The organism is Streptomyces sp. NPDC037273 (assembly GCF_055603625.1).
This window is the reverse complement of sequence record NZ_JBVJVO010000009.1, coordinates 113,022-139,966: the sequence shown is the minus strand read 5'-3', so window position 1 is coordinate 139,966 and position 26,945 is coordinate 113,022. Positions and strand designations below refer to the sequence as shown.

The 26,945-nt window shown below is 72.3% G+C and carries 21 protein-coding genes; 12 read left to right on the top strand and 9 right to left on the bottom strand.

The window, feature by feature from the left end:
• Positions 1–111: 111 nt before the first annotated feature.
• On the top strand, positions 112–345 hold the full coding sequence (chpH, locus tag ACZ7G1_RS24085) for a chaplin ChpH (RefSeq protein WP_015032475.1): 234 nt from the start codon (positions 112–114) through the stop codon (positions 343–345).
• Positions 346–483: 138 nt separating this feature from the next.
• Entirely contained in the window at positions 484–1,332 is an 849-nt protein-coding gene (locus ACZ7G1_RS24080) for a chaplin (RefSeq protein ID WP_470875653.1), read from the top strand.
• A gap of 82 nt (positions 1,333–1,414) precedes the next feature.
• Here ACZ7G1_RS24080 and ACZ7G1_RS24075 read toward each other — a convergent pair whose 3' ends face one another.
• A complete protein-coding gene (locus ACZ7G1_RS24075; RefSeq protein ID WP_017241661.1) occupies positions 1,415–1,603 on the bottom strand; it encodes a DUF5703 family protein in 189 nt (62 codons plus the stop codon).
• Between the two features lie 47 nt (positions 1,604–1,650).
• On the opposite strand from ACZ7G1_RS24075, the gene ACZ7G1_RS24070 reads away from it, so the two are divergent.
• Entirely contained in the window at positions 1,651–2,373 is a 723-nt protein-coding gene (locus tag ACZ7G1_RS24070) for a hypothetical protein (RefSeq protein ID WP_470875655.1), read from the top strand.
• Between the two features lie 72 nt (positions 2,374–2,445).
• Here the strand turns inward: ACZ7G1_RS24070 and ACZ7G1_RS24065 are convergent, their stop codons facing one another.
• Complete coding sequence (locus ACZ7G1_RS24065; RefSeq protein WP_470875657.1) at positions 2,446–4,629, bottom strand: helix-hairpin-helix domain-containing protein; 2,184 nt, start codon at positions 4,627–4,629, stop codon at positions 2,446–2,448.
• A complete protein-coding gene (locus tag ACZ7G1_RS24060; RefSeq protein WP_470875659.1) occupies positions 4,626–5,603 on the bottom strand; it encodes an aldo/keto reductase in 978 nt (325 codons plus the stop codon). Before ACZ7G1_RS24060 ends, ACZ7G1_RS24065 begins: the two co-directional genes overlap by 4 nt.
• A gap of 129 nt (positions 5,604–5,732) precedes the next feature.
• Here ACZ7G1_RS24060 and ACZ7G1_RS24055 point away from each other — a divergent pair, with 129 nt between their 5' ends.
• Complete coding sequence (locus tag ACZ7G1_RS24055; RefSeq protein WP_470875661.1) at positions 5,733–6,782, top strand: LLM class F420-dependent oxidoreductase; 1,050 nt, start codon at positions 5,733–5,735, stop codon at positions 6,780–6,782.
• A 230-nt stretch (positions 6,783–7,012) separates the two neighbouring features.
• Positions 7,013–7,798: a ferritin-like domain-containing protein gene (locus ACZ7G1_RS24050; protein WP_470875663.1), complete on the top strand. Its 786-nt coding sequence runs from the start codon at positions 7,013–7,015 to the stop codon at positions 7,796–7,798.
• A 49-nt stretch (positions 7,799–7,847) separates the two neighbouring features.
• On the opposite strand, the gene ACZ7G1_RS24045 is transcribed toward ACZ7G1_RS24050, so the two are convergent.
• A complete protein-coding gene (locus ACZ7G1_RS24045) occupies positions 7,848–8,840 on the bottom strand; it encodes a magnesium and cobalt transport protein CorA (protein ID WP_470875665.1) in 993 nt (330 codons plus the stop codon).
• Positions 8,841–8,949: 109 nt separating this feature from the next.
• Here ACZ7G1_RS24045 and ACZ7G1_RS24040 point away from each other — a divergent pair, with 109 nt between their 5' ends.
• From ACZ7G1_RS24040 to ACZ7G1_RS24015, 6 genes are all read left to right on the top strand, one after another.
• Positions 8,950–9,639 (top strand): histidine phosphatase family protein, encoded by a 690-nt coding sequence (locus ACZ7G1_RS24040; RefSeq protein WP_470875667.1) that lies wholly within the window; start codon positions 8,950–8,952, stop codon positions 9,637–9,639.
• Positions 9,640–9,706: 67 nt separating this feature from the next.
• The gene (locus ACZ7G1_RS24035; protein WP_190160048.1) at positions 9,707–10,297 is read left to right on the top strand and encodes a DUF3090 domain-containing protein; all 591 of its coding nucleotides are present in this window, start codon (positions 9,707–9,709) and stop codon (positions 10,295–10,297) included.
• Positions 10,294–11,100: an SCO1664 family protein gene (locus tag ACZ7G1_RS24030; RefSeq protein ID WP_470875669.1), complete on the top strand. Its 807-nt coding sequence runs from the start codon at positions 10,294–10,296 to the stop codon at positions 11,098–11,100. Before ACZ7G1_RS24035 ends, ACZ7G1_RS24030 begins: the two co-directional genes overlap by 4 nt.
• A 161-nt stretch (positions 11,101–11,261) precedes the next feature.
• Positions 11,262–12,491 carry a cysteine--1-D-myo-inosityl 2-amino-2-deoxy-alpha-D-glucopyranoside ligase gene (gene mshC, locus ACZ7G1_RS24025; protein ID WP_470875671.1) on the top strand — a complete coding sequence of 410 codons (1,230 nt, stop codon included), beginning with the start codon at positions 11,262–11,264 and terminating at the stop codon, positions 12,489–12,491.
• 114 nt (positions 12,492–12,605) lie between these two features.
• Positions 12,606–15,662 carry an NPCBM/NEW2 domain-containing protein gene (locus ACZ7G1_RS24020; RefSeq protein ID WP_470875673.1) on the top strand — a complete coding sequence of 1,019 codons (3,057 nt, stop codon included), beginning with the start codon at positions 12,606–12,608 and terminating at the stop codon, positions 15,660–15,662.
• 102 nt (positions 15,663–15,764) lie between these two features.
• Positions 15,765–16,736: an SMP-30/gluconolactonase/LRE family protein gene (locus ACZ7G1_RS24015; protein WP_470875675.1), complete on the top strand. Its 972-nt coding sequence runs from the start codon at positions 15,765–15,767 to the stop codon at positions 16,734–16,736.
• Between the two features lie 51 nt (positions 16,737–16,787).
• Here ACZ7G1_RS24015 and ACZ7G1_RS24010 read toward each other — a convergent pair whose 3' ends face one another.
• The 5 genes from ACZ7G1_RS24010 to ACZ7G1_RS23990 form a co-directional block, all read right to left on the bottom strand.
• Entirely contained in the window at positions 16,788–17,861 is a 1,074-nt protein-coding gene (locus ACZ7G1_RS24010; protein WP_470875677.1) for a PAC2 family protein, read from the bottom strand.
• A 210-nt stretch (positions 17,862–18,071) separates the two neighbouring features.
• Positions 18,072–19,676 carry a glycerol-3-phosphate dehydrogenase/oxidase gene (locus ACZ7G1_RS24005; RefSeq protein ID WP_470875678.1) on the bottom strand — a complete coding sequence of 535 codons (1,605 nt, stop codon included), beginning with the start codon at positions 19,674–19,676 and terminating at the stop codon, positions 18,072–18,074.
• Positions 19,677–19,682: 6 nt separating this feature from the next.
• On the bottom strand, positions 19,683–21,215 hold the full coding sequence (glpK, locus tag ACZ7G1_RS24000; protein WP_470875679.1) for a glycerol kinase GlpK: 1,533 nt from the start codon (positions 21,213–21,215) through the stop codon (positions 19,683–19,685).
• A 35-nt stretch (positions 21,216–21,250) separates the two neighbouring features.
• Positions 21,251–22,009 carry an MIP/aquaporin family protein gene (locus ACZ7G1_RS23995; protein ID WP_470875681.1) on the bottom strand — a complete coding sequence of 253 codons (759 nt, stop codon included), beginning with the start codon at positions 22,007–22,009 and terminating at the stop codon, positions 21,251–21,253.
• A gap of 290 nt (positions 22,010–22,299) precedes the next feature.
• Positions 22,300–23,064, bottom strand: a complete 765-nt coding sequence (locus ACZ7G1_RS23990; protein ID WP_470875682.1) for an IclR family transcriptional regulator — start codon at positions 23,062–23,064, stop codon at positions 22,300–22,302.
• 256 nt (positions 23,065–23,320) lie between these two features.
• Between ACZ7G1_RS23990 and metH the strand changes: the two genes are divergently transcribed.
• Positions 23,321–26,833 (top strand): methionine synthase, encoded by a 3,513-nt coding sequence (gene metH / locus ACZ7G1_RS23985; RefSeq protein ID WP_470875683.1) that lies wholly within the window; start codon positions 23,321–23,323, stop codon positions 26,831–26,833.
• Positions 26,834–26,945: the final 112 nt, after the last annotated feature.

Genomic DNA, 26,945 nt, shown 5'->3' with positions numbered 1-26,945 from the left:
GCGTTTGACCGGAAAGAGTGAATGAACACGGGGGCTCGTAGCCCCCACCATTCCCCCTCGTTACAGGTGTGCGGTCCGCGGCTGGGGCCGCATTTCCAACTAGGAGGAATAATGATCAAGAAGGTCGTCGCTGCTGCGGCTGCCACGGGCGGTCTCGTTCTCGCGGGTGCGGGCATGGCCGTTGCCGACGCGGGTGCCCAGGGTGCCGCCATCGGTTCCCCCGGTGTCCTCTCGGGCAACGTCGTCCAGGTGCCGGTTCACGTCCCGGTGAACGTGTGCGGCAACACGGTCTCCGTGATCGGGCTGCTGAACCCCGCCTTCGGCAACACCTGCGTCAACGCCTGACGTTGTCCCTCGCCCCGTGAGGGTGTGAGCCGGTCCGGCCCCGGAGTGCGTGCCATGCACTCCGGGGCCGGTGGCCATCTCCGCCCCGGGTGTTCCGCCCGGTGGCACTCTTCCGAAGCCGAGCAGCAGGGAACAGCTATGCGACAGGTCACGCGCAAGGGCCTTATCACCGTGGCGGCCGCCGGAGGCGTTTTCGCCGCGGTCGGCGGCGGTTATGCGCACGCCGATTCCGGAGCGAACGGAACGGCCACGAATTCCCCGGGCGTCGCGTCCGGAAATTCCGTCCAGGTCCCGGTCCACGTACCGGTGAACGCCTGCGGAAACACCGTCGATGTCGTCGGAGTGATGAATCCGGCGATGGGCAACAAGTGTGCCAACACCTCGGGATCCGGCAGCGGCTCCTCGGTCAGTGGGCACACGAGCGACTCTCCGGGCGTCGCCTCCGGCAACACCGTCCAGGTGCCCGTCGACGTCCCCGTGAACGTCTGCGGCAACAGCCTCACCGGCGTCGGCCTCGGCAACGCCGTCGCCGACAACGACTGCGGCAACGGCGGCGGCGGTGACACGGGCTACGGCGACGACGACACCGGCTACGGCGAGGAGACCCCGGGCACACCGGGGACCCCGGGTACGCCTGGCACCCCCGGTACACCTGGCACCCCCGGGACACCGGGTACGCCCGGCACCCCTGGCACGCCGGGGACCCCCGGTACGCCGGGGACTCCGGGTACGCCTGGGACCCCCGGTACTCCTGGGACGCCCGGCACCCCGGGAACTCCCGGCACCCCCGGCACTCCGGGCACCCCCGGCACTCCTGGTACCGACAGCGGGCCGAACACGCCGGGCACGCACGGGGTCACGCCCCCGCGTGCCACCGAGGAGCTGGCAGAGACCGGTGCGGGACCGCTGGGTCTGATCGTTCCGGCGGGCGCCGGGCTGCTGCTCGCGGGCTCGCTGATCTACCGCCGGACGCGGGGCGCCGCCTGACCGTCGCTCTCCGTGCGCCGGACGTGACGCACGACGCACCACGCACAGGGGCCCCGCAGAATGCGGGGCCCTTTCCCGTCGGCTACCAGGTCGCCCGGATCTGGCGGATGATCCGGCGCTTGAGCCGCACCCTGCGGCTGCCGTCCCGGTGCAGGCTCAGACGGTCCAACTCCCAGTGCCCGTACTCGGCGTGGTCGGTCAGCAGCCGCGTGGCCTCCTTGCGGGAGACACCGCGCGGCACGTACACATCGACAAATTCGTATTCCGGCATCGCATCTATTGTGCGGGCACGGGCCCGGTACGGATAGCGTCTGTCCCATGTCTGATGCTGCGCAGCCCACCGCTGCCGAGGTACGTGCCGCCGCCGAGGCGGTCAAGACCGCACTGGACCGTCACCTCGCGGCGGTCGAACTCCGCACGGGAGACGACGACAAGGCCGTCTACGAGGCCTTCAACGCCCTTGCCGCGGCGGCCGAGGCGTACGACGAACTCCTCTACGACCGCTACGACGAGGTCACTCCCTTCGAGATCCCCGGGGCGGACGGCGCATTGCCGCCATACGCCGGACCTGACGAACCTCATGCCCTCAGCCTCCTGATCCGCCGCGACTACGCCGTGGCGGAACCGCAGCGCCTGCTCGCCCAGGCCCGGCGGGTCGCCGAACTCGACGGCGACGACACCACCGACGGCGCGGCCGCCAGGGCCGGGGCGTCGCCCCTCGCGGCGCTCGGTGTGATCTTCGGCGAGTACGAACCGGACGAGATCGCCTCCCGGCACAAGGAGTTCGGCCTTGAGGAGGGCGACTCCACGCTCTGGGTCACCGCCGCCGAAGAGCTGCCGGAACCGGGGGAGTGGCTGGGCGCGCCCTTCGACCACGCCGACCCCGAGCGGATCGTCTGCCGCTTCGACGTCAGCTCCGTCTTCGACGAGGACGAGGACGCGGACGACGACGCGGACGACGACGCGGATCCCGAAGGCGAGGAGAGCGACGGGCGGGCGGCCGCCGCCGGCGTGGACCAGCACGCGGGCGCCGGTTCCTGAACGCACCATGGAGGGCCGGGACACCGCGCTGAGCGGCGTCCCGGCCCTCCGTCCGTCCTCCCCGGCCCCGTCCTACTCCTCGGGGGCGGCGAGCAAGGCCTCCAGGAGCGGCCGCAGCCGGGTCGTGCGCTCCGGGGCGACCCCCTCGGCCACCGCGCGGGCCAGGGCCTGGTCCACGCCGTGCACGACCGACAGATGGCGCTCGGCCCGGCCGAAGGCGGTGTACACCCACGGCCGGCTCAGACCGCCGGCGGCGTCGCCCGGCAGCACCACGACGACCGCGGGCCAGCGCGCCCCGGCGGCCTGGTGCGCGGTGAGCGCCCAGCCGTGCCGCAGGGCCTCCTCGACCCGCTCCTTCGGCACGAGGACCTCCGCGTCCCCGCACCGCACCCGCAGGCCCTCGGCGTCGGCCCCGAGCACGGTGCCCGTCACCGTCCGGCCCGGCGCCGGCGCGTACGCCACCCGGTCGCCGGGGTCGTAGCCGCCGAAGCGGCCGGGGCCGGGGTTGAGCCGCTGCTTGAGGGCGGCGTTGAGCGCGCGGGTGCCGGCGGAGCCGCCGTGGCCGACGGTGACCACCTGGGTCTGCTCGGAGGGCACGCCGATCGCCCGGGGCACCGAGTCGGCGACCAGCTGGACCGCACGGTGCACGGCCTCGCCGGCGTCCCGCGCGGGGACGATCACGACCTCCTTGCCGGGGGCCTCCACCTGGTTCAGTTCGCCGACGCCGATGCCCGACACGAGCTCGCCGAGCGGCCCCGGGTCGGGGACGCGCGAGGCGATCCGGGGGCACACCCGGGCCGCGAGCGCGTCGGCGAAGACCCGTCCCGCGCCCGGCGCGCCCAGCACCTCGGGGTCGCCGCTCAGGACCAGCCGGCAGCCGTCCGGCAGGGACTCCACCAGCATCGCGGCGGTCTCGACGTCCAGCTGCGGCGCGTCGAGCACCACCAGGAGGTCGAGCGCGAAGGCGCCGTCCTCGTCACGGCCGGGACCGGCCGTCCCGGCCAGCAGGGCGCCGACGGTCACCGCGTCCGCGGCGCCGAGCGCGTGCCGTCCGGTGTCGCTGTGGACGGCGACGAGCGTACGGAGTCCCCGCGCGCGGGCCGCCTCGGCGAGGGCCACCGGCTCGGCGCGGGAGGCCTCGCCGCCGGTGTGCAGTACGAGCCCGTGCTCGCCCGCGGCGCGTTCGAGCTCGGAGCCCTCCCAGGGCTGGGCCGTCACCGTCTTGACCAGGCGCGCGAGTCCGTCCGCGAGGCTCTCCTCCGCGAGGGCGTACCGATCGAGCCCGAGCAGCACCGGCGGGGCCGGTTCGTCGCTGGCGGGCCGGGCGGGCTCCTCGGTCGGCTCATCGTCCTCGTCGGGCTCCGGCCCGTCCGCCGCCTCCTCCTCCTGGAAGACGAGCACCGCGCCCTCGGAGACGGCCGTCTCGACGGCCTCCTCCGGGTCCGGCACCCCGTGCCCGGCGAGCCCGGCGCGCAGGGTCTGGATCTCCAGGGCCGTGTCGCCCTGGAGCGCGGCCCGCTCCAGGAGCCACACCGTCAGCGCGACCGTCCGGCGCGGGTCGCCGGGTCCGCACGCGGGGCCGAGCAGGGCCCGCGCGAAACCGTCCGCCTGCTCCGGGCGCACCCCGGACACCGCGAGCAGCTGCCAGGGGTCCTCGGCCAGCGCCGCCGCCGCGTTCTCGCCGAGCGCGGCCGCGACCTGACCGGCCAGCGCCTCGGGCGCCCCGCCCTTCGCCAGGACCTCTCGCACGGCGGCGGTGGTGCCGGGTGCCGGCGCGGAGGTCCGCTCGGGCGCGGGGGGCCGCACGGTGGCGGCCCGGTCCGCCTCGGGGGCCGTACGCCGAGGGGCGGGCTCGGGCGCGTCGAAGACGGAGCCGCCGCCCGTGGACGCGCCCCCTTCCATGGCCCGTACCGCCGCCAGCAGGTCCGCCGCGGTGCCGCTCAGCTTGGCGCCGCTCGCCACCGTCCCGTCCTTGTCGGCCTTCCGCGCCGCGATCTTCGCCCGCAACTCCCGCTGCGCCGCCAGCTCGGCCTGCGCCTCGTTCACCTCGGCCGCGCCTTCGCCCCCGGCCGATGCCCCTTCGCCTCCGGCCGCGCCTTCGCCTCCGGCGGTGCCTTCGCCTGTGGCCTCTTCCGGTCCGCCTTCGGCGGTTTCGGCCGCGGTGGGCTCAGGGGTGGCGTCCGGCGCGGCCTCCTCGCGGGTGTCGGTGGGGGGCTCGGCGGCCTCGGGCGCGGTTTCGCCGGAAGGCTCGGTCACAAGGTGCTCCAGTCGTGATCCGGATAGCGGTGCATGGGCGCCGACACATCGTCCAGCGCCCGACAGATCTCGTCAGGAAGACTAAGGCTCTCCACTGACAACGCGGCCGTGAGCTGGCGTGCCGTGCGCGCGCCGACGATCGGGGCGGTGACTCCGGGCCGGTCGCGGACCCAGGCGAGGGCCACGTGGAGCGGGGTGGTCGCGAGGCCGTCGGCGGCGGTCGAGACGGCCTCGACGATCCGGCCGGCGGCGTCGTCGAGGTACGGCTCGACGAACGGCGCCATGGTCTCCGAGGCGGCCCGGGAGTCCGCGGGGGTCCCGCCGCGGTACTTGCCGGTGAGGACGCCGCGGCCGAGCGGCGACGACGGGAGCAGGCCTATGCCGAGGTCGAGGGCGGCCGGCAGCACCTCGCGCTCGACGCCCCGCTGGAGCAGCGAGTACTCGAGCTGGGCGCCCGCGAGCCGGGTCCGGTCGCCGGCGAGCTGCCAGGTGCCGGCCTTGGCCAGCTGCCAGCCGCAGAAGTTGGCCACGCCCGCGTACCGGGCGCGGCCGGTGCGTACGGCGATGTCGAGGGCCTGGAGGGACTCCTCGAGAGGCGTGTACGGGTCGTAGGCGTGGAGTTGCCACAGGTCGACGTGGTCGGTGCCGAGCCGGGCGAGGGAGGCGTCGAGCGCGGCGAGCAGGTGCCCGCGCGAGCCGTCGGTGCGCCGGTAGGGGTCGGGCACGCTGCCGGCCTTGGTGGACAGCACGAGGTCCTGCCGGGGCACGAGGCCGTCGAGGAGGCGGCCGAGCAGGTACTCGGCCTCGCCCCCGCCGTAGACGTCGGCGGTGTCCACGAGCGTGCCGCCCGCGTCCCAGAACGTCTTCAACTGCTCGGCGGCGTCGTGCTCGTCGGTGTCCCGGCCCCAGGTGAGGGTGCCGAGGCCGATGCGCGACACACGCAGGCCGGTACGTCCGAGATGCCTCTGCTCCATGGGCGGGAGATTACTGGCCAGGGCACCACGCGGAGAGAGCCTGTGGACAACCGTGCCCTGACGGATGCCCCGGGTGCGCGCTAGAGTCCGGCTCACAGGGACGTTACCGATGGGTAAGGGGTGTGTGGAATGCGGCTCGGCATCAACCTCGGCTACTGGGGCGCCGGCATGGACGGCGACAACCTCGCCGTCGCCCAGGAGGCGGACCGCCTCGGCTACGACGTCTGCTGGGCCGCGGAGGCGTACGGCTCCGACGCGCCCACCGTCCTGGCGTGGGTCGCGGCGAAGACCGAGCGGATCGACGTCGGCTCCGCGATCATGCAGATCCCGGCCCGTCAGCCCGCGATGACGGCGATGACCGCCGCCACCCTCGACTCGCTTTCCGGCGGCCGCTTCCGCCTCGGCCTCGGCGTCTCGGGACCCCAGGTCTCCGAGGGCTGGTACGGCGTGAAGTTCGACAAGCCGCTCGCCCGGACCCGCGAGTACGTCGAGATCGTCCGCAAGGCCATGACCCGCGAGCGGCTCAGCTACGAGGGCGAGCACTGGACGCTGCCGCTCCCGGGCGGCCCCGGCAAGCCCATCAAGCTCACGGTCCACCCGGAGCGCGAGCACATCCCGCTCTACATCGCCGCCATCGGCCCCAAGAACCTGGAGCAGACGGGCGAGATCGCCGACGGCGCCCTGCTGATCTTCCCCTCCGCCGACCACCTGGAGGAGACCGCGCTCCGCCACCTGCGGGCGGGCCGCGAGAAGGCCGGCCTGACGATGGAGGGCTTCGACGTCTGCCCCACGCTGCCGCTCGCGCTCGGCGACGACGTGAACGCCCTCGCCGACGTCTTCCGCCCGTACACCGCGCTGTACGTGGGCGGCATGGGCAGCCGCAAGCAGAACTTCTACAACCAGCTCGCGCAGCGGATGGGGTACGAGAAGGAGGCCGCCGAGATCCAGGACAAGTACCTGGCCGGCGACAAGGCGGGCGCCGCTGCCGCCGTGCCGCAGTCCCTGATCGACCAGACCGCCCTGCTCGGCTCCGTCGAGCGCATCGCCGACCGGATGACCGCCTACGCCGAGGCCGGTGTCACCACGCTCACCCTCGCCCCGGCCGGTTTCACCCTCGACGAGCGCCTCGCCGCCCTGCGGGCCGGAGTCGAGGCGATGGAGCACGCGGGCCTGGCGTAGTCACGGCGAGCGCCGTCGAGAAGGTCTGCGGCCGTGGTGGGGGCTCGGGGGTCTTCCCCGCCACGGCCGTCACGCAGCACAACGGCTGCGTGGGGCCGCCGGTTACGCCTCCGGGCCTCACTCTTTCGGCCGAGTCGTCGCGCCCTGCTGTTGCCCGGCGTGTCGGAGCGGACTTGACTCGTTCTCCCCGGACGTACCGGAGTACGGGCGTCCGCACGGAGGTGGCGGCGATGCTCACGGCCAAGGGCCTGTTCCAGGAAATCATCGACAACGACGAGTCCTTCCGGCTCTTCTGCTCCATCGCCGCGAGCGGCGAGTCCCAGGGCGGCTGGGAGAACGCCCGGATCGCGGCCCTGGTCGCACCCGGGATGAGGGATCTCACGCCCAAGATCACCCGGCACGGCGCCGACGAGGACAAGCACGGCCGGATCTTCCACGCGCTGATGCGGAAACGCGGCCTGGAACCCGTTCCGGTGCCGCCCGACACCGACTACACGATGCTGCTCGAAGAGCGCGGCATCGGCCTCGCGCACGACAAGCTCCGCCGCGACGAGCCGCTGACCGAGGAGGACGTCGTCGTCTACCTCGCGCACAGCAGGGTCACCGAGGAGCGCGCGGCCGAGCAGATGCAGCTGCTCGTGAAGTACTTCGGTGACCATCCGGAACTCGGCAAGGCGATCCGGATGATCTGCAACGACGAGGACAACCACCTCGCCTACTGCCACGAGGAGCTGCTCAGGCTGGCCCGCGCGGGCCACGGCCGGCTGATCCAGCGGACCCTGCGCGCGTCGGCCCTCGCCGAGATCCAGGTCTACCGGGACGTCAGCCTCGCGGTGATGCGGCACATGGGCCGGATCCTGGGCTGGCCCCGCCCCAAGGCGGCCGCGCTCGCCGCCGGGATCCACGGGGTCTACGCGTACGACCGGGCCGCCGGCTGGCACCGGATGGTCGACCTGAGGATGCCCGAGCGGCTGGACGCGCTCGGTGGGCCCGTCGCGCCCGTACCGGCCTTCTGAGCCGCCGCCCCGGTCCCGTACCCCGCCCGGGACGTGCCGGGCGGGCCGGTCACATCCAGCCGCGCCGCTTGAAGACCCGGTACAGGGTGACGACGATGCCGGTCATGAGGAGGATCACCACGGGGTACGACCAGGTCCAGCGGAGCTCCGGCATGTGGTCGAAGTTCATGCCGTAGATGCCGGCGACCATCGTGGGGACGGCGGCCATGGCGGCCCAGGCCGAGATCTTCCGCATGTCGTCGTTCTGCCGGACGCCCATCTGTGCGAGATGGGCGGACAGGACGTCGGAGAGCAGCCGGTCGAGGCCTTCCACCTGCTCGTTGGAGCGCATCAGGTGGTCGTTGACGTCGCGGAAGAAGGGCTGGGCGGCCTCGTTCACGAACGGCACCGCACCGGCCGTGAGGCGGGCCATCGGCCCCGCCAGCGGGCCGCTGGCCCGGCGGAACTCCAGGACCTGCCGCTTGGCCGTGTAGATCCGCTCGGCGGTGTTCGCCGGATTGCCCCCGGTGGGCGCGAAGACGTCCGCCTCCAGCTCCTCCAGGTCCACCTGGAGCTCGCCGGCCACGTCGAGGTAGTGGTCCACGACCGCGTCGCTCACCGCGTACAGGACGGCGGTCGTGCCGTGCTTGAGGACGTGCGGTTCGGCCTCCAGGCGCTTGCGGACCGCCATCAGGGGCGCGCCTCCGCCGTGCCGGACGGTCACCACGAACGAGTCGCCCAGGAAGAGCATGAGCTCGCCGGAGGACACCCGGTCGCTCTCGGGTTCGTACACGATCGGCTTGAGCACCACGAACAGGGAGTCGTCGTAGACCTCCAGCTTGGGCCGCTGATGGGCCTTCAGCGCGTCCTCGACGGCCAGCGGATGCAGCGCGAACTCCGAGGCGACGTGCGAGAACTCCTCCTCGGTGGGCTCGTGGAGTCCCACCCACAGGAAGGCGTCCCCGGTCGCCCGGGCCTCCGCCAGGGCGTCGGAGAGGTCGGAGGGGCCGTCCGTGCGGCGCCCGTCCCGGTAGATGGCTGAATCCACGATCACCCGGCGCATTCTTCCCCGAAACCATCCCGCCACGCACGCGCGTGCCGCCCGCCGCACCGGCCCTGCCCCCGCCACGCACGCGCGTGTCGGCGGAGGGCGGGGTCGTAGGCTGGCCCGCATGGCCACGCTGATCCTCGTCCGGCACGGACGCTCCACCGCCAACACCTCCGGGGTCCTCGCCGGGCGCACGCCCGGGATCGCGCTCGACGAGCGCGGCGCCGGGCAGGCGGCCGCGCTGCCGGGGCGCCTCGCGGGCGTTCCGCTCGCCGCCGCCGTGTGCAGCCCCCTCCAGCGCTGCCGGGAGACCCTGCGGCCCCTCCTGGAGGCCCGCCCGCAGCTGCCCCTCCACGTCGAGGAGCGCATCAACGAGTGCGACTACGGCGACTGGTCGGGCCGCAAGCTGGCCGAGCTCAACGACGAGCCCCTGATGGAGGTCGTCCAGGCGCACGCCTCCGCCGCCGCCTTCCCGGGCGGCGAGTCGATGCGCGCCATGCAGAACCGGGCCGTCGAGGCCGTACGCGACTGGAACGCCCGGATCGAGGCCGAGCACGGCGAGGACGCCACGTACCTCATGTGCTCCCACGGGGACATCGTGAAGTCGATCGTGGCCGACGCCCTCGGCCTGCACCTCGACCTCTTCCAGCGCGTCCACGTCGACCCGTGCTCGGTCACCGTCATCCGCTACACGCGGACGCGTCCCTTCCTCCTCCGCCTCGGCGACACCGGGGACTTCGCGGCCCTGGCCCCCCGCGAGCACCCCGACAGCAGTGGGACGGCGGAGGTCGGGGGTGGTGCGGGCGCGGCGTGATCCCCTTGCGCAGTAGGGTGGACGCGCCGCCGTAGTACGACCGTCGAGACGCAAGGGAGTCGGGAACGTGTCCCGTCAGGTGTTCCTCTACGACCCACCGGAGCGGTTCGTGGCCGGTACGGTCGGGCTGCCTGGCCGCCGTACGTTCTTCCTGCAGGCGTCCGCGGGCGGCCGGGTCACCAGCGTCGCCCTGGAGAAGACGCAGGTCGCCGCGCTCGCCGAGCGGATCGACGAGCTGCTCGACGAGGTCGTGCGCCGCACCGGGGGCAACGCCCCGGTCCCCGCCGTGGCCCCCGCCGAGATCGCCGACACCGCCCCGCTCGACGCCCCCGTCGAGGAGGAGTTCCGGGTCGGCACCATGGCGCTCGCCTGGGACGGCGAGGAGCAGCGGATGATCGTCGAGGCGCAGGCCCTGGTCGAGCTCGACGTGGACTCCGAGGAGGACCTCGCCGAGGCCGAGGAGCGGCTGCTCCAGGACGAGGAGAACGGCCCGCCGATGCTCCGGGTCCGCCTCAGCGGCGCCCAGGCCCGCGCGTTCGCCAAGCGGGCCCTGGACGTGGTCAACGCGGGCCGGCCGCCGTGTCCGCTGTGCAGCCTGCCGCTCGACCCCGAGGGGCACGTCTGCCCGCGCCAGAACGGATACCGCCGCGGCGCATGAGTAGCAGCCCTTCGACCCCGCGGGACGCCGAGCTGCTCGCCCGCGGTGAGCTGACCGTGCGCGGCCGGGTCCGCGAGGCGTCCAACGCCGTCCTGTACTGCTCCGTCGCCTACGAGGGCCGTGAGGCGGCCTGCGTCTACAAGCCCGTGGCGGGGGAGCAGCCGTTGTGGGACTTCCCGGACGGCACCCTGGCGGAGCGCGAGGTCGCCGCGTACGAGCTCTCCGAGGCGACCGGCTGGGGGCTGATCCCGCCGACCGTGCTCCGCGACGGGCCGTACGGGGAGGGCATGGTCCAGCTGTGGATCGAGGCCGACCCGGGGGCGCGGCTCCTCGCGCTCACCGAGGACGACGAGGCCGGTGAGGGCTGGAAGGCCGTCGGGCCCGCCCAGGTGGACGAGGGCCGCACCGCGCTCCTCGTGCACGCGGACACCCCCCAGCTGCGGCGCCTCGCCGTCCTCGACGCCGTCATCAACAACGGCGACCGCAAGGGCGGGCATCTGCTGCCGGCGCCGGACGGGCGGCTGTACGGCATCGACCACGGGGTCACCTTCCACGTCGACGACAAGCTGCGGACCCTGCTGTGGGGCTGGGCGGGCGAGGAGCTGCCCGCCGAGGCGGCCGGCGTGCTGGACGGGCTCGACCGTTCCCTGGCCCCGGGAGCGCCGCTCGCCGCCCGTCTGGCCCAACTCCTGACCGGTGCCGAGGTGGCGGCCGTACGCGCCCGCGTGGCGGCCCTCCGGGCGAGCGGACGGCACCCGGAGCCCTCGGGGCAGTGGCCGGCGATCCCCTGGCCGCCCGTCTGACCGGGGCCTGAGCCCGGGGCGATGGGTTTCGGCCAAGGCAGGAGAAGGGCAGGCACCCCTGGGGGGTATGCACGCAAGCCTCCGACCCGCAAGAGTGCCTAATCGGTCAAGATCCCGGATCCGGTTCGTATCCGGAACACCTGTCCGGTTACGCTCGGGTCATGCATGCCTGGCCCGCTTCTGAGGTCCCCGCCCTTCCCGGCAAGGGCCGCGACCTCCGGATCCACGACACCGCGACCGGTGGACGAGTCACCCTCGCCCCCGGCCCCGTCGCCCGTATCTACGTCTGCGGCATCACGCCGTACGACGCGACCCACATGGGTCACGCGGCGACCTACAACGCGTTCGACCTCGTTCAGCGCGTGTGGCTCGACACCAAGCGGCAGGTGCACTACGTCCAGAACGTGACGGACGTGGACGACCCGCTCCTGGAGCGGGCCATCCGCGACGGCATCGACTGGGTCGGCCTCGCCGAGCGCGAGACCGCCCTCTTCCGCGAGGACATGACCGCCCTGCGGATGCTGCCGCCGCAGCACTACATCGGCGCCGTCGAGGCCATACCGGGCATCATCCCGCTGGTCGAGCGCCTCCGGGACGCGGGCGCCGCCTACGAGCTGGACGGCGACATCTACTTCTCCGTCGATGCCGACCCGCACTTCGGGCAGGTCTCGAACTACAGCACCGAGCTGATGCGCCACCTCTCCGCCGAGCGCGGCGGGGACCCGGAGCGTCCCGGCAAGAAGAACCCGCTCGACCCGATGCTCTGGATGGCGGCCCGGGAGGGCGAGCCGAGCTGGGACGGCGGAAGCCTCGGCGCCGGCCGCCCCGGCTGGCACATCGAGTGCGTCGCCATCGCCCTCGACCACCTCGGCATGGGCTTCGACGTGCAGGGCGGCGGCTCCGACCTGATCTTCCCGCACCACGAGATGGGCGCCTCGCACGCCCAGACCCTCACCGGCGAGTTCCCGATGGCCAAGGCGTACGTCCACGCCGGCATGGTCGGGCTCGACGGCGAGAAGATGTCGAAGTCCCGCGGCAACCTGGTCTTCGTCTCGGCGCTGCGCCGGGACGGCGTCGACCCGGCCGCCATCCGGCTGGCGCTGCTCTCGCACCGCTACCGCGAGGACTGGGAGTGGACCGACCAGGTCCTCCAGGAGGCCGTGGAGCGGCTCGACCGCTGGCGCGCCGCCGTGTCCCGCCCCGACGGCCCGTCCGCCGACGCGCTCGTCGAGGAGCTCCGCGAGGCGCTCTCCGACGACCTCGACACCCCCACCGCGCTCGCCGCGGTGGACCGCTGGGCCGCACGTCAGACGGCCGAGGGCGGCGACGACGAGTCCGCGCCCGGACTCGTCTCCCGCGCGGTCGACGCGCTCCTCGGGGTCGCCCTCTAGGGGTCGTACCGCACAACTCGCTTGCGGGGAACCGTCTTCGGACTTCTTGAGGAAGTCCGGAGGCGGTTCCTTTTTGTCCTGTCGCGATGCTCGAATCTGCGCTAAATAGGCCCCATGCAATCATCAATACGCATGAGAGCTGCAGTCGTCGGTGCACTCCTCGGGTTCGTCGCCACCCTCGCGGGACCCGGTGCCACCGCCACGGCCGCACCGTCCGACACCACCGTCGGCGACGTCACCGGCTTCGCCGCCGACGGCCCCGTCTACCGGCTGACCGCCGGCCAGGCCGAGGCACGCGTGTCCTTCGTCACCGCCGACACCTTCCGCATCGAACTCGCCCCCGACGGCAAGTTCACCGACCCCACCGGCACCGACATCACCCTGCCGCAGGGCCCCGCGCCGGCCACCAGCTGGCGCGACCTCGGCGACCGCTACGAACTCGGCACCGCCGAGGTGACCCTGCGGGCCTACAAGGCACCGCTCCGCTTCGCGGCCGTCCGCGCCGACGGGACCGTCCTCTGGTCCGAGACCCAGGGCCTCACCTGGAACCAGGACCACACCGTCCAGACCCTCGCCCGCCGCGCCGACGAGCAGTTCTACGGCGCCGGCATGCAGAACGGCCGCGGCAACACCTCCCACCGCGGCAAGACCGTCGAGGTCGGCGTCGACTACAACTGGAACGACGGCGGCCACCCCAACTCCGTCCCGTTCTACCTCTCCTCCGCCGGCTACGGCGTCTACCGCAACACCTACGCCCCCAACACGTACGCCTTCACCGAGCCCGTCACCACCACTGCCAAGGAACGGCGCTTCGACGCCTACTACTTCACCGGCACCGGAGGCGACGCCGCCAAGGACGTCATCGGCCAGTACACCCGGCTCACCGGCAAGCCCTTCCTGCCGCCCGTGTACGGCCTGGAGATCGGCGACTCCGACTGCTACCTCCACAACGCCAACCGGGGCGAGCGCCACACCCTCGACGCCCTGAAGATCGCCGACGGCTACGTCGCCAACGACATGCCCAACGGCTGGATGCTCGTCAACGACGGCTACGGCTGCGGCTACGAGAACCTCGCCGAGACCTCCGCCGGCCTCGCCGACCGCAAGATGAAGCTCGGCCTGTGGACCGAGGACGGCATCGACAAGCTCGCCGACCAGGTCAAGGCCGGCCAGCGGGTCGCCAAGCTGGACGTCGCCTGGGTCGGCGACGGCTACAAGTTCGCCCTCGACGGCTGCAAGGACGCCCACGCCGGCATCGAGGCCAACAGCGACGCCCGCGGCTTCACCTGGGCCCCCGAGAGCTGGTCCGGCGCCCAGCGCTGCGGCGTCCAGTGGTCCGGCGACCAGTCCGGCAGCTGGGAGTACATCCGCTGGCAGATACCCACCTACGCGGGCGCGTCCATGTCCGGCCTCGCCTACACCACCGGTGACGTCGACGGCATCTTCGGCGGCAGCGCCAAGACCTACACCCGCGACCTCCAGTGGAAGACCTTCCTGCCCGTCACCATGACCATGGACGGCTGGGCCGCCAACGACAAGCAGCCCTTCCGCTACGGGGAGCCGTACACCGGCATCAACCGCGCCTCCCTCAAGCTCCACGAGGCCCTGCTCCCGTACATCTACAGCCACGCCCACCGGGCCACCAGGACCGGCGTCGGCCTCGCCCGGCCGCTGGCCCTCGAGTACCCGGACGACCCGAAGGCCGCGAGCGACGCGGCGAAGTACGAGTTCCTCAGCGGCGAGGACTTCCTGGTCGCCCCCGTCTACCAGGACGCCGTCGAACGCGACGGGATCTACCTGCCCGCGGGCACCTGGATCGACTACTGGAGCGGGCGCACCTACCAGGGCCCCGTCACCGTCGACGACTACAGCGCCCCGCTCGACACCCTGCCCCTCTTCGTACGGGCCGGGGCGGCCGTCCCGATGTGGCCCGGCGACATCCGCTCGTACCAGGACCGCGCCCCCGGCGACCCGCTCGCCTGGGACGTCTACCCCAAGGGCAGCTCCTCCTTCGAGCTGTACGAGGACGACGGCGTCACCCGCGAGCACCGCGCCGGGAAGTACGCCACCCAGCGCGCCGAGGTCAGCGCCCCGCAGGCCGGCCCCGGCGACGTCTCGATCCGCGTCGGCGCCAGCACCGGCACGTACACCGGCAAGCCGGCGGCCCGGCCGTACGCCTTCACGGTCCACACCGGCGACGCGCCCGGCACGGTGAAGCTCGACGGGCGCAAGCTGCCCGGCCTCACCTCCCGCGCCGCCCTCGACGCGGCCGCCGAGGGCTGGTGGTACGACCGCGACGAGCGCGGGGGAGTGGTACGGGTCAAGACCACCGCCCAGTCCACCGGCCGCGGCTTCGAACTGCGCCTGACCGACACCAGCGCCGTCGGCGGGGCCGTCCCCGGCGCCGCCGCCGTCCTCGCCGTGCCCACCGGCCAGGAGCTCGGCGCCGGCACGCCCGGCACCGTCGCCGTGGACGTCACCGCGGGCACCCGGGACGCCACCGACGTACGGGTCTCCGTCGACGCCCCGGCCGGCTGGCAGGTCACCCAGGCGGCTCCGATCGCCCGCGTCCCGGCCGGCACCACCCGCCGCGTGGAGGTGGCCGTCACCCCGGCGGCCGGCGCGAAGCCCGGCGAGGTCACCCTCTCGGCGACCGCCCGCCACCGCGCCGCGGGCACCGACCGCACGGCCGTCCAGCGGTTCGCGCTCGGGGTGATGCCCCCGGCGCCGACCGCCGATGCCTGGGCGAGCGACCTGCCCTGGCTGCGCGCCACCAACGGCTGGGGACCGGCCGAACGCGACCGCTCCAACGGCGAGTCCGCCGCCGGTGACGGCAAGCCGCTCACCCTGGCCGGAAAGACCTACGAGAAGGGCATCGGCGCCCACGCCGACTCCGACATCGAGGTCTACCTCGGCGGCCGCTGCACCGCCCTCACCGCCGACGTCGGCATCGACGACGAGATCGCCGGCTACGGCGACGTGGCCTTCTCCGTCGAGGCCGACGGCCGGGTCCTGTGGACCTCGCCCCGGCTGACGGGGGCCTCCGCGACCCTGCCCGTGAACGTCGACGTGACCGGGGCGCGCCACCTCCGGCTGCGGATCACCGACACCAACGGGTCCAAGAGCGGCGACCACGGGGACTGGGCGGCGGCCCGCCTCGACTGTGGCTGATCCTCGCCCCGCAGGCGCGAGATCCGGCCAAGTCCCTTGAGTGAAGCGTGTGTTGTGATGAGCTGTGAGTGCCAGTAGACCGTTTGTACGAAAGGGCACTCAGTGGAGCATCCCCTCGCACGCAGAGGATTCCTGGGAGCCGCCGCCGCCATCGGCGCGGCGGCTCTCACCGGCCCGCTCACCGCGGGCCAGGCGCGGGCGGCGGCTCCCGGCGGGCACTGGCCCACCGGGTTCCCGCTGCCGACCGGCTTCCAGCCCGAGGGCATCGCCATCGGCCACAGCCCGTACGCCTACTTCGGCTCCCTCGGCAACGGGGCCGTCTACCGGGCCTCGCTCGCCACCGGCGAGGGCCGGATCGTCCACCAGGGCGGCGACGGACACGTCACCGTCGGACTCAAGATCGACCGGGCGGAGCGCCGGCTCTTCCTCTCCGGCGGCTGGAGCCGGGAGATCCGCGTCGTCGACGCACGCTCGGGTGCGGTCCGACGCCAGTTCACCGGCATCGGCGCCGACACCACCATGGTCAACGACGTCGTCCTCACCCCCGGCGCCGCCTGGTTCACCGACTCCTACCAGCCGCAGCTCTACCGTCTCGACCTCGACCGCACCGGCGAACCCGGCCACGAGGTGACCCCTGTCCCGCTCGGTGGCGACTGGGTCCAGGGCCCCGACTTCACCGCCAACGGCATCGCCCGCACCCCCGACGGCCGGGCCCTGCTCGTGATCAACGTCTTCCGCGACGGCGGCACGCTGATGCGGGTCGACCCGCGCACCGGCACCGCCCGCGCCGTCGACCTCGGCGGCCTGCGGATCCCGAACGGCGACGGCCTGCTGCTCCTCGGCCGCGACCTGTACGTCGTCCAGCAGGCGACCAACCGGATCGACGTCGTCCGGCTCGACGCGACCGGCTCGCGCGGCACCGCCATCGCCCTGATCACCGATGCCGACCGCTTCCGCGTCCCCACCACCGCGGCGGCCTGGGGCGACCGGATCTATCTGCCCAACGCCCGGTTCGGCCTGGACCCTGACCCCACCACCGCCGCGTACGACGCGGTCTCCGTGCCGAAGGTCTGAGCCCGGAAAGCCGAACGGGAGGGGCGGCCGCGCCACCCCTCCCGTACCGGGTCACTCCTCGGCGTCGCCGCCCGCGCCCTCGGCGGGCGGTTCGGGCTCGCCGCCCGGACCCTCCGCCTCCGCGTCCGGGGCCGGCCGGTCACCTTCCCGCTCCGGCTGATCCGCGCCCGGAACCGCCTCGGGTCCCGGCTGTTCCGGCTTCGGCGGTCGGGTGCGGCCGCCGGCCTCCCGCAGGAACGGGGAGTCGCCGCCGTCCGTCGCCATGCCGGGGCCAGGTCCTGTGCCGGGCTCGCGGCGCCGCAGATAGCGCTCGAACTCGCGGGCGATCGCCTCGCCGGAGGCCTCCGGCAGCTCGGCCGTGTCCCGCGCCTCCTCCAGGGTCTGCACGTACTCGGCGACCTCGCTGTCCTCCGCCGCCAGCTGGTCCACGCCCAGCTGCCAGGCCCGCGCGTCCTCGGGCAGCTCGCCCAGCGGGATGCGCAGACCGATGAGGTCCTCCAGACGGTTGAGGAGCGCCAGGGTCGCCTTCGGGTTCGGCGGCTGCGACACGTAGTGCGGCACCGCCGCCCACAGGCTCACGGCCGGCACGCCCGCGTGGGTGCACGCCTCCTGGAGGATGCCGACGATCCCGGTCGGGCCCTCGTAGCGGGTCTCCTCCAGGTCCATCGTCCGCGCCAGATCGGGGTCGGAGGTGACCCCGCTGACCGGGACGGGCCGGGTGTGCGGGGTGTCGCCGAGCAGCGCGCCCAGGATCACCACCATCTCCACGCCCAGCTCATGGGCGAAGCCGAGCAGCTCGTTGCAGAAGGAGCGCCAGCGCATCGAGGGCTCGATCCCGCGCACGAGCACCAGGTCGCGGGGCTTGTCGCCGCCGACCCGGACCACGGAGAGCCGGGTCGTCGGCCAGGTGATCTTCCGGACGCCGTTGTCCAGGAAGACCGTCGGCCGGTTGACCTGGAAGTCGTAGTAGTCCTCGGCGTCGAGCGCCGCGAAGACCTCGCCCTTCCATTCCCGGTCCAGATGGGCGACCGCGGTGGAGGCGGCGTCGCCGGCGTCGTTCCAGCCTTCGAACGCGGCCACCATGACCGGGTCGATCAGCTCGGGTACCCCCTCGAGCTCGATCACCCAGCGCCTCCTTTTCGAAGTTCCTGTCGTACGGACCAACCTTACGGGTTTCCGGCGGCCCGCCCGCAGCCCCCGGACAGCTCCGAAAACGCGTGCGGCCTTGATCGACTACCCAGGAACTCCCCTCCGCACACGGCCGGCCCGCCGCCGCGCCCGGGTACGCCGGAGGGGCGGCCCCTCGAAGAGGAACCGCCCCCGGGCGTACGGACGTTACTTCCGCAGCATCGACTCGACGCCGGCGCGGACCTCGTCCGTCGCCAGGCCCCGGATCGTCAGCGTCGTACGGCGGCGCAGCACGTCGTCCGCCGTCTCGGCCCACTCGTGGTCGCGGGCGTAGGCGACCTGCGCCCAGATCTCCGGGGCGTCCGGGTGGATCCGGCGGGCCAGCTCCGGGTTCTCGTTCGCCATCCGGGCGATCTCGAAGGAGAGCGAGCCGTAGTGCGTCGCCAGGTGCTTGGCGGTGTCGGCGGCCATCCGGGGACCGGGTGCCGGGCCGTCGACGAGCAGCCGGTGCGCGACCGCGTTCGGGTTGGCTATGCCGGGCAGCGGCAGCCGCTTCGGCAGCGCGGACACCGGCTCGTAGTCCTCGCCGAGCGGGTGGCCCGGGAGCTGCTCCAGCTTCTTCATGACCGTGCGGCCGATGTGGCGGAAGGTCGTCCACTTGCCGCCGGCCACCGACAGCATGCCGCCGCGGCCCTCGGTCACGACCGTCTCGCGCTTGGCCTTGGAGGTGTCGCCGGGACCGCCGGGGAGGACCCGCAGACCGGCGAAGGAGTAGGTGATGAGGTCGCGCGACAGCTGCTGGTCGCGGATGGAGAAGGCGGCCTCGTCCAGGATCTGGGCGGTGTCCTTCTCGGTGACCTCGACCTGGCCGGGGTCGCCCTCGTACTCCTCGTCGGTGGTGCCGAGGAGCAGCATGTCCTCCCAGGGGAGGGCGAAGGTGATCCGGTACTTGTCGATCGGGGTGGCCAGCGCGGCCTTCCACGGCGAGGTCCGCTTGAGGACCAGGTGGGCGCCCTTGGAGAGGCGGATGGAGGGGGCCGCGTTCGGGTCCTCCATCTTGCGCAGGTGGTCGACCCAGGGGCCGGTCGCGTTGAGCACGAGGCGGGCGGTGACGCCGAACTCGTCGCCGCTGGTGCGGTCCTTGAGCTCGGCACCGGTGACCCGGCCGCGGGTGAACCGCAGACCGGTGACCTCGGCGTGGTTGAGGACGGTGGCGCCGGCGTCGACCGCGGCGCGGACCGTCATCAGGGCCATGCGGGCGTCGTTCATCTGGTCGTCGCCGTAGACGGCGACGGCCTTCAGGTTGTCCGTACGCAGCTCGGGGACGTCCTGCGCGGCCTTGGCGGGGGAGAGCAGGTGGCCGACGCCGTCGCCGAAGGCCGAGAGGGCCGAGTACGCGAAGACTCCGGCGCCGAGCTTGGCCGCGCCGTGCGGGCCGCCCTTGTAGACGGGCAGGTAGAAGGTGAGGGGGTTGGCGAGGTGCGGTGCCACCTGACGGGAGACCGCACGCCGCTCGAAGTGGTTCTCCGCCACCAGCTTCACCGCGCCGGTCTGCAGGTAGCGCAGACCGCCGTGGAGGAGCTTGGAGGAGGCGGAGGAGGTGGCGCCGGCGAAGTCGCCGGCGTCCACCAGGGCCACCCGCAGGCCCGACTGCGCGGCGTGCCAGGCGGTGGAGATGCCCAGGATGCCACCGCCGATCACCAGGAGGTCGTACGTCGCCTTGGAAAGCTGGTCCCGGGTCTCGGCGCGGCTCGGCAGGGAGCCGGACGCCGGGTGCGTCCCAAGGGCAGGGACGCTCTGCAGGGTGGTCATGTCGATCTACTCCTCGGGTGCGTCGTCGAGCCAGCCCATGGAACGTTCTACGGCCTTGAGCCAGCTCTTGTACTCGCGGTCACGCTTGTCGGCGTCCATGCGAGGGGTCCATTCCGCGGCGCGGCGCCAGTTGGCGCGCAGCGCGTCGGTGTCCGGCCAGAAGCCGACGGCCAGGCCGGCGGCGTAGGCGGCGCCGAGGCAGGTGGTCTCGGCGACCATCGGACGCACGACGGGCGCGTCCAGGAAGTCCGAGAGGGTCTGCATCAGCAGGTTGTTGGAGGTCATGCCGCCGTCGACCTTGAGCGCGGTCAGCTCGACGCCGGAGTCCTTCGTCATGGCGTCGGTGATCTCGCGGGTCTGCCAGGCGGTGGCCTCCAGGACGGCGCGGGCGATGTGCGCCTTGGTGACGTACCGGGTGAGGCCGGCGATCACACCGCGGGCGTCGGAGCGCCAGTACGGGGCGAAGAGGCCGGAGAAGGCCGGTACGAAGTACGCGCCGCCGTTGTCCTCGACCGAGGACGCGAGGGTCTCGATCTCGGCGGCGGACTTGATGAGGCCCATCTGGTCGCGCATCCACTGCACCAGCGAACCGGTGACGGCGATCGAGCCCTCCAGGGCGTAGACCGGCTTGGCGTCGCCGATCTGGTAGCCGACCGTGGTCAGCAGCCCGCTGTAGGAGTTGATGATCTTGTCACCGGTGTTCATCAGCATGAAGGTGCCGGTGCCGTAGGTGGACTTGGCCTCGCCCTCGGCGAAACAGGTCTGGCCGAAGAGGGCCGCCTGCTGGTCGCCGAGCGCCGAGGCGACCGGGATGCCGTCCAGGACGCCGCCCTTGACCTGACCGTAGACCTCGGCGGAGGAACGGATCTCGGGCAGCACGGCCGCCGGGATCTCCATGGACTGGAGGATCTTGTCGTCCCACTCCATGGTGTGCAGGTTCATCAGCATGGTGCGCGAGGCGTTGGTGACGTCCGTGACGTGCACGCCGCCGTCGACGCCGCCGGTCAGGTTCCAGATGACCCAGGAGTCCATGGTGCCGAAGAGGATCTCGCCGCGCTCGGCGCGCTCGCGGAGCCCCTCGACGTTGTCGAGCAGCCAGCGGACCTTCGGACCGGAGAAGTACGAGGCGAGCGGCAGGCCCGTCTCGCGGCGGAAGCGGTCCTGGCCGACGTTGCGGCCGAGCTCCTTGCAGAGGGCGTCGGTGCGGGTGTCCTGCCAGACGAGGGCGTTGTGGACAGGCTCACCGGTGTTCTTGTCCCAGAGCAGGGTGGTCTCGCGCTGGTTGGTGATGCCGATGGCCTTGACGTCCGCGGCGGCGATGCCGCCCTTCGTCAGGGCGCCGGCGACGACCTCCTGGACGTTGGTCCAGATCTCGGCGGCGTCGTGCTCGACCCAGCCCGGCTTCGGGAAGATCTGCTCGTGTTCCTTCTGGTCGACGGAGACGATCCGGCCGTCCTTGTCGAAGACGATGCAGCGCGAGGAGGTGGTGCCCTGGTCGATGGCCGCGATGAACGGGCCGGAGGTGTGTGCGTCGGTCACGGTGTGCTCCAAGGGAGGTCTGGAAGAAGGACGGCTCAGGCGAACGCGATGTTGTAGATACCCGCGGCGATGGCTCCGCCGACCAGCGGTCCGACGACCGGGATCCAGGCGTAGCTCCAGTCGGAGCCGCCCTTGTGCGGCAGCGGCAGCAGGGCGTGCACGATGCGCGGGCCGAGGTCACGGGCCGGGTTGATCGCGTAGCCGGTCGGGCCGCCGAGCGAGAGGCCGATGGAGACCACGACGAACGCGGTGATCAGGGCGCCTATGACGCCGAGGCCCTTGCCGCTGTCGTTCAGGCCCTGGGTGAGCACGGCCAGGACGAGCACGACGGTGCCGATGATCTCGGTGGCCAGGTTCTGCCAGGTGTTCCGGATCTCGGGGCCGGTGGAGAAGATGCCGAGCACCGGGCCGGGGCCCTCGACCGGCTTCTTGCCCGAGGCCTCGGGGTCGGCGAGGTGCGCCTGGAACTGGCCGTAGTAGGCCACCCAGACCAGCGCCGCGCCGATCATCGCGCCGAGCATCTGGCCCGCGATGTAGACGGGGACGTTGTCCCACTCCCCGTCCTTGATCGCGATTCCGACCGTGACGGCGGGGTTCAGATGGGCGCCCGAGAGGGAAGCGGTCATGTAGACGGCCGTCATGACGGCGAAGCCCCACCCGAAGGTGATCGCGAGCCAGCCCGCGTTGCGGGCCTTGGAGCCCTTGAGCGTCACGGCGGCGCACACACCGCCGCCGAGCAGAATGAGTACGGCGGTACCGATGGTCTCGCCGAGGAAGATGTCGGAGCTGGACACCCGCGACTCCTTTGTCCTTCGTCCAGGGGAAGGCGAACCCCGGGTCCCTCCGGTGGTCCGCGCCCTCGTGCTGAGGGCGTTACCGGCCCTTGGCAGTGCCACACTCTAGCGTGTATTGCCGTTAGGTGTTCGACAATGCCGACCGATGAACGGAAGTTTTGCCCCCGGGTTAACAGCACGTCAAGGGTCCGGGACGTGAAAAACCCGCCGATAACGCGATCGTTACCGACGGGTTCGTTCGTCTGTGGGGCGTCTGCGGGGCGCGCGCGGAGGCGTACCCCCGCGGCGTGTCAGAAGCGGCCGGCGCCCAGGTCGCGCGAGACCGCGCGGGCGCAGTCCCGCACCGCCGCCACCAGCTCGGGGCGCAGCTCGCCGCCCGGGCAGAGCCGCTCCACGGCGCCCGTCACGGCCACCGCGCCCACCGGCATCCGCCGCCGGTCGTGGATCGGCGCGGCCACCGACGCCACGCCCTCCCAGGTCTCCTCGGCGTCCGCCGCCCAGCCGCGGGCCCGCACCAGGTCGAGCAACTCCTCGAACTCCCCGGTCTCCGTGGTCGTCCGGGGCGTGAACGCCTCCCTCTCGACCTCCAGGACCTCGCTGTGGGCCACCGGGTCGTACGCCGAGAGGACCTTGCCGAGCGCCGTGGAGTGCAGCGGCTGCATGGCCCCCACCTCCAGGACCTGACGGCTGTCGTCCGGCCGGAAGACGTGGTGCACGATCAGCACGCCCCGCTGGTGCAGCACCCCCAGGTGCACGCTCTCGCCGCTGGACCGCGCCAGGTCGTCCGTCCAGACCAGGGCGCGCGCCCGCAGCTCGTGGACGTCCAGATAGCTGTTGCCGAGCCGCAGCAGCTCCGCGCCCAGCTGATAGCGGCCCGAGGCCGCCTCCTGCTCGACGAAGCCCTCCGCCTGGAGGGTGCGCAGGATGCCGTGGGCCGTTCCCTTGGCGAGGCCCAGTGAGGACGCGATGTCGGACAGGCCGAGCCGGCGCTCGCCGCCCGCGAGCAGTCGCAGCATGGCCGCCGCCCGTTCAAGCGACTGGATGTTCTTCGCCATCGCCCGGCCCCTTATCCCTCTCACGCTGTCCACAACGCTGTTCGACAATGCTGAACACTATCGGTCGATGCCGACCTTGCGTTACACCTGACAGTGTCGGACAAGAACGGGCCGGACCGGGAGTCCCCGCACACAGGATGCCGTCCGGCCCGTGGGACGCCGTGTCCACCCCGGGCCGGGCGCGGTTACGCTGGCCACGTGCACCCTCCGCCGAGGGCGCAAAGCCGACAGCCGTCGCATCCCAGGGAGCTCATCCATGGCCTCGTCGCCGACCCCTTCCGCTGACAGCAGGACCCGTGTCGCCGCCCTTCGCGAGGCGCTCGCGACCCGGGTCGTCGTCGCCGACGGAGCCATGGGCACCATGCTCCAGGCCCAGGACCCCACCCTCGAGGACTTCCAGAACCTCGAAGGCTGCAACGAGATCCTGAACGTCACGCGCCCCGACATCGTCCGCTCGGTCCACGAGGAGTACTTCGAGGCCGGCGTCGACTGCGTCGAGACGAACACCTTCGGCTCCAACCACTCCGCCGCCGGCGAGTACGAGATCGCCGACCGCATCTTCGAGCTCTCCGAGGCCGGCGCCCGGCTCGCCCGCGAGGTCGCCGACGAGTTCGGCGCCAAGGACGGCCGGCAGCGCTGGGTCCTCGGCTCCATCGGCCCCGGCACCAAGCTGCCCTCGCTCGGCCACACCACGTACGACATCCTGCGGGACGGCTACCAGCAGAACGCCGAGGGCCTCCTCGCCGGCGGCGCCGACGCCCTGATCGTGGAGACGACCCAGGACCTCCTCCAGACCAAGTCGAGCCTGGTCGGCGCGCGCCGGGCCATGGAGGCCCTGGGCGTCGACGTGCCCCTCATCTGTTCCCTCGCCTTCGAGACCACCGGCGTCATGCTGCTCGGCTCCGAGATCGGCGCCGCGCTGACGGCCCTCGAGCCGCTCGGCATCGACATGATCGGCCTCAACTGCTCGACCGGCCCGGCCGAGATGAACGAGCACCTCCGCTACCTCGCCCGCCACTCGCGCACGCCCCTGATGTGCATGCCGAACGCCGGCCTGCCGATCCTCACCAAGGACGGCGCCTACTTCCCGCTGACGCCCTCCGAGATGGCCGACGCGCAGGAGAACTTCGTCCGCGACTACGGCCTCTCGCTCGTCGGCGGCTGCTGCGGCTCCACGCCCGAGCACCTGCGCCAGGTCGTCGAGCGGGTCCAGGGCGTCACGCCCCCCGAGCGCTCCCCGCAGCCCGAGCCCGGCGCCGCCTCGCTCTACCAGACCGTGCCCTTCCGCCAGGACACCGCGTACATGGCGATCGGCGAGCGCACCAACGCGAACGGCTCCAAGAAGTTCCGCGAGGCGATGCTCGAAGCCCGCTGGGACGACTGCGTCGAGATGGCCCGCGACCAGATCCGCGAAGGCGCGCACATGCTCGACCTGTGCGTCGACTACGTCGGCCGGGACGGCGTCGCCGACATGAAGGAGCTGGCCGGCCGCTTCGCCACCGCCTCCACCCTGCCGATCGTGCTCGACTCCACCGAGGTCGACGTGCTGCGCGCCGGTCTGGAGAAGCTCGGCGGCCGGGCCGTCATCAACTCGGTCAACTACGAGGACGGCGACGGCCCCGACTCCCGCTTCGCCAAGGTGACGCGCCTCGCCCAGGAGCACGGCGCCGCGCTGATCGCCCTCACCATCGACGAGGAGGGCCAGGCCCGCACCGTCGAGCACAAGGTCGCCATCGCCGAGCGCCTCATCGAGGACCTCACCGGCAACTGGGGCATCCGCGAGTCGGACATCCTGATCGACACCCTGACCTTCACCATCTGCACCGGTCAGGAGGAGTCCCGCAAGGACGGCGTCGCCACGATCGAGTCGATCCGCGAACTGAAGCGCCGCCACCCGGACGTCCAGACGACCCTGGGCCTCTCCAACATCTCCTTCGGCCTCAACCCGGCCGCCCGCATCCTGCTGAACTCGGTCTTCCTCGACGAGTGCGTCAAGGCGGGCCTCGACTCGGCGATCGTCCACGCCTCCAAGATCCTGCCGATCGCCCGCTTCGACGAGGAGCAGGTCACCACCGCCCTCGACCTGATCTACGACCGCCGTGCCGAGGGCTACGACCCGCTGCAGAAGCTGATGGCGCTGTTCGAGGGCGTCAACACCAAGTCGCTGAAGGCCGGCAAGACCGAGGAACTCCTCGCCCTGCCGCTCGACGAGCGCCTCAAGCGCCGGATCATCGACGGCGAGAAGAACGGCCTCGAAGCCGACCTCGACGAGGCCCTCACCTCCCGGCCCGCCCTCGACATCGTCAACGAGACCCTGCTCGACGGCATGAAGGTGGTCGGCGAGCTCTTCGGCTCCGGCCAGATGCAGCTGCCGTTCGTGCTCCAGTCCGCCGAGGTCATGAAGACCGCGGTGGCCCACCTGGAGCCGCACATGGAGAAGTCGGACGCCGACGGCAAGGGCACGATCGTCCTCGCCACCGTCCGCGGCGACGTCCACGACATCGGCAAGAACCTCGTCGACATCATCCTCTCCAACAACGGCTACAACGTCGTCAACATCGGCATCAAGCAGCCGGTCTCCGCCATCCTGGAAGCCGCCGAACAGCACTCCGCCGACGTCATCGGCATGTCCGGCCTCCTCGTGAAGTCCACCGTGATCATGAAGGAGAACCTGGAGGAGCTGAACCAGCGCGAGCTGGCCGCCAAGTACCCGGTGATCCTCGGCGGCGCCGCCCTCACCAGGGCCTACGTCGAACAGGACCTGCACGAGATCTACCAGGGCGAGGTCCGCTACGCCCGCGACGCCTTCGAGGGCCTGCGCCTCATGGACGCCCTCATCTCCGTCAAGCGGGGCGTCCCGGGAGCCGCGCTCCCCGAGCTCAAGCAGCGCAGGGTCCCCAAGAACACGGCGACCGCCCTCCAGGTCGACGAGCCGGAGCCCGGCGGCCGCTCCGACGTGGCCACCGACAACCCGGTGCCGGCCCCGCCCTTCTGGGGCACCCGGGTCGTCAAGGGCATCCCGCTCAAGGAGTACGCCTCCTGGCTCGACGAGGGCGCCCTCTTCAAGGGCCAGTGGGGCCTCAAGCAGAACCGCGCCGGTGACGGCCCGGCGTACGAGGAACTGGTCGAGACCGAGGGCCGGCCGCGGCTGCGCGGCTGGCTGGAGCGCCTCCACACCGAGAACCTCCTGGAGGCGGCCGTCGTCCACGGCTACTTCCCCTGCGTCTCCAAGGGCGACGACCTGATCATCCTGGACGAGGCCGGCAACGAGCGGACCCGCTTCACCTTCCCCCGCCAGCGCCGCGGCCGCCGCCTCTGCCTCGCGGACTTCTTCCGCCCGGAGGAGTCCGGCGAGACCGACGTCGTCGGCCTCCAGGTCGTGACCGTCGGCTCGAAGATCGGCGAGGCCACGGCCAAGCTCTTCGAGTCCGACTCCTACCGCGACTACCTGGAGCTGCACGGCCTCTCCGTCCAGCTCGCCGAGGCCCTCGCCGAGTACTGGCACGCCCGCGTCCGCGCCGAGCTCGGCTTCGCCGGCGAGGACCCGGCGAACGTCCAGGACATGTTCGACCTCAAGTACCGCGGCGCCCGCTTCTCCCTGGGCTACGGCGCCTGCCCCGACCTGGAGGACCGCGCGAAGATCGCGGACCTGCTCCAGCCGGAGCGGATCGGCGTCCACCTCTCGGAGGAGTTCCAGCTCCACCCCGAACAGTCCACCGACGCCATCGTCATCCACCACCCGGAGGCGAAGTACTTCAACGCACGGTGACCGTCCGCGCGGACGCGTGGGGTAAATCCACGCACCCGCGATGATCGGGACGTACACTTGTCGGTCCAGTGCAGGCCGGTCTTCCTCCCCGTACCGGGGAGGGGGGCCGGCC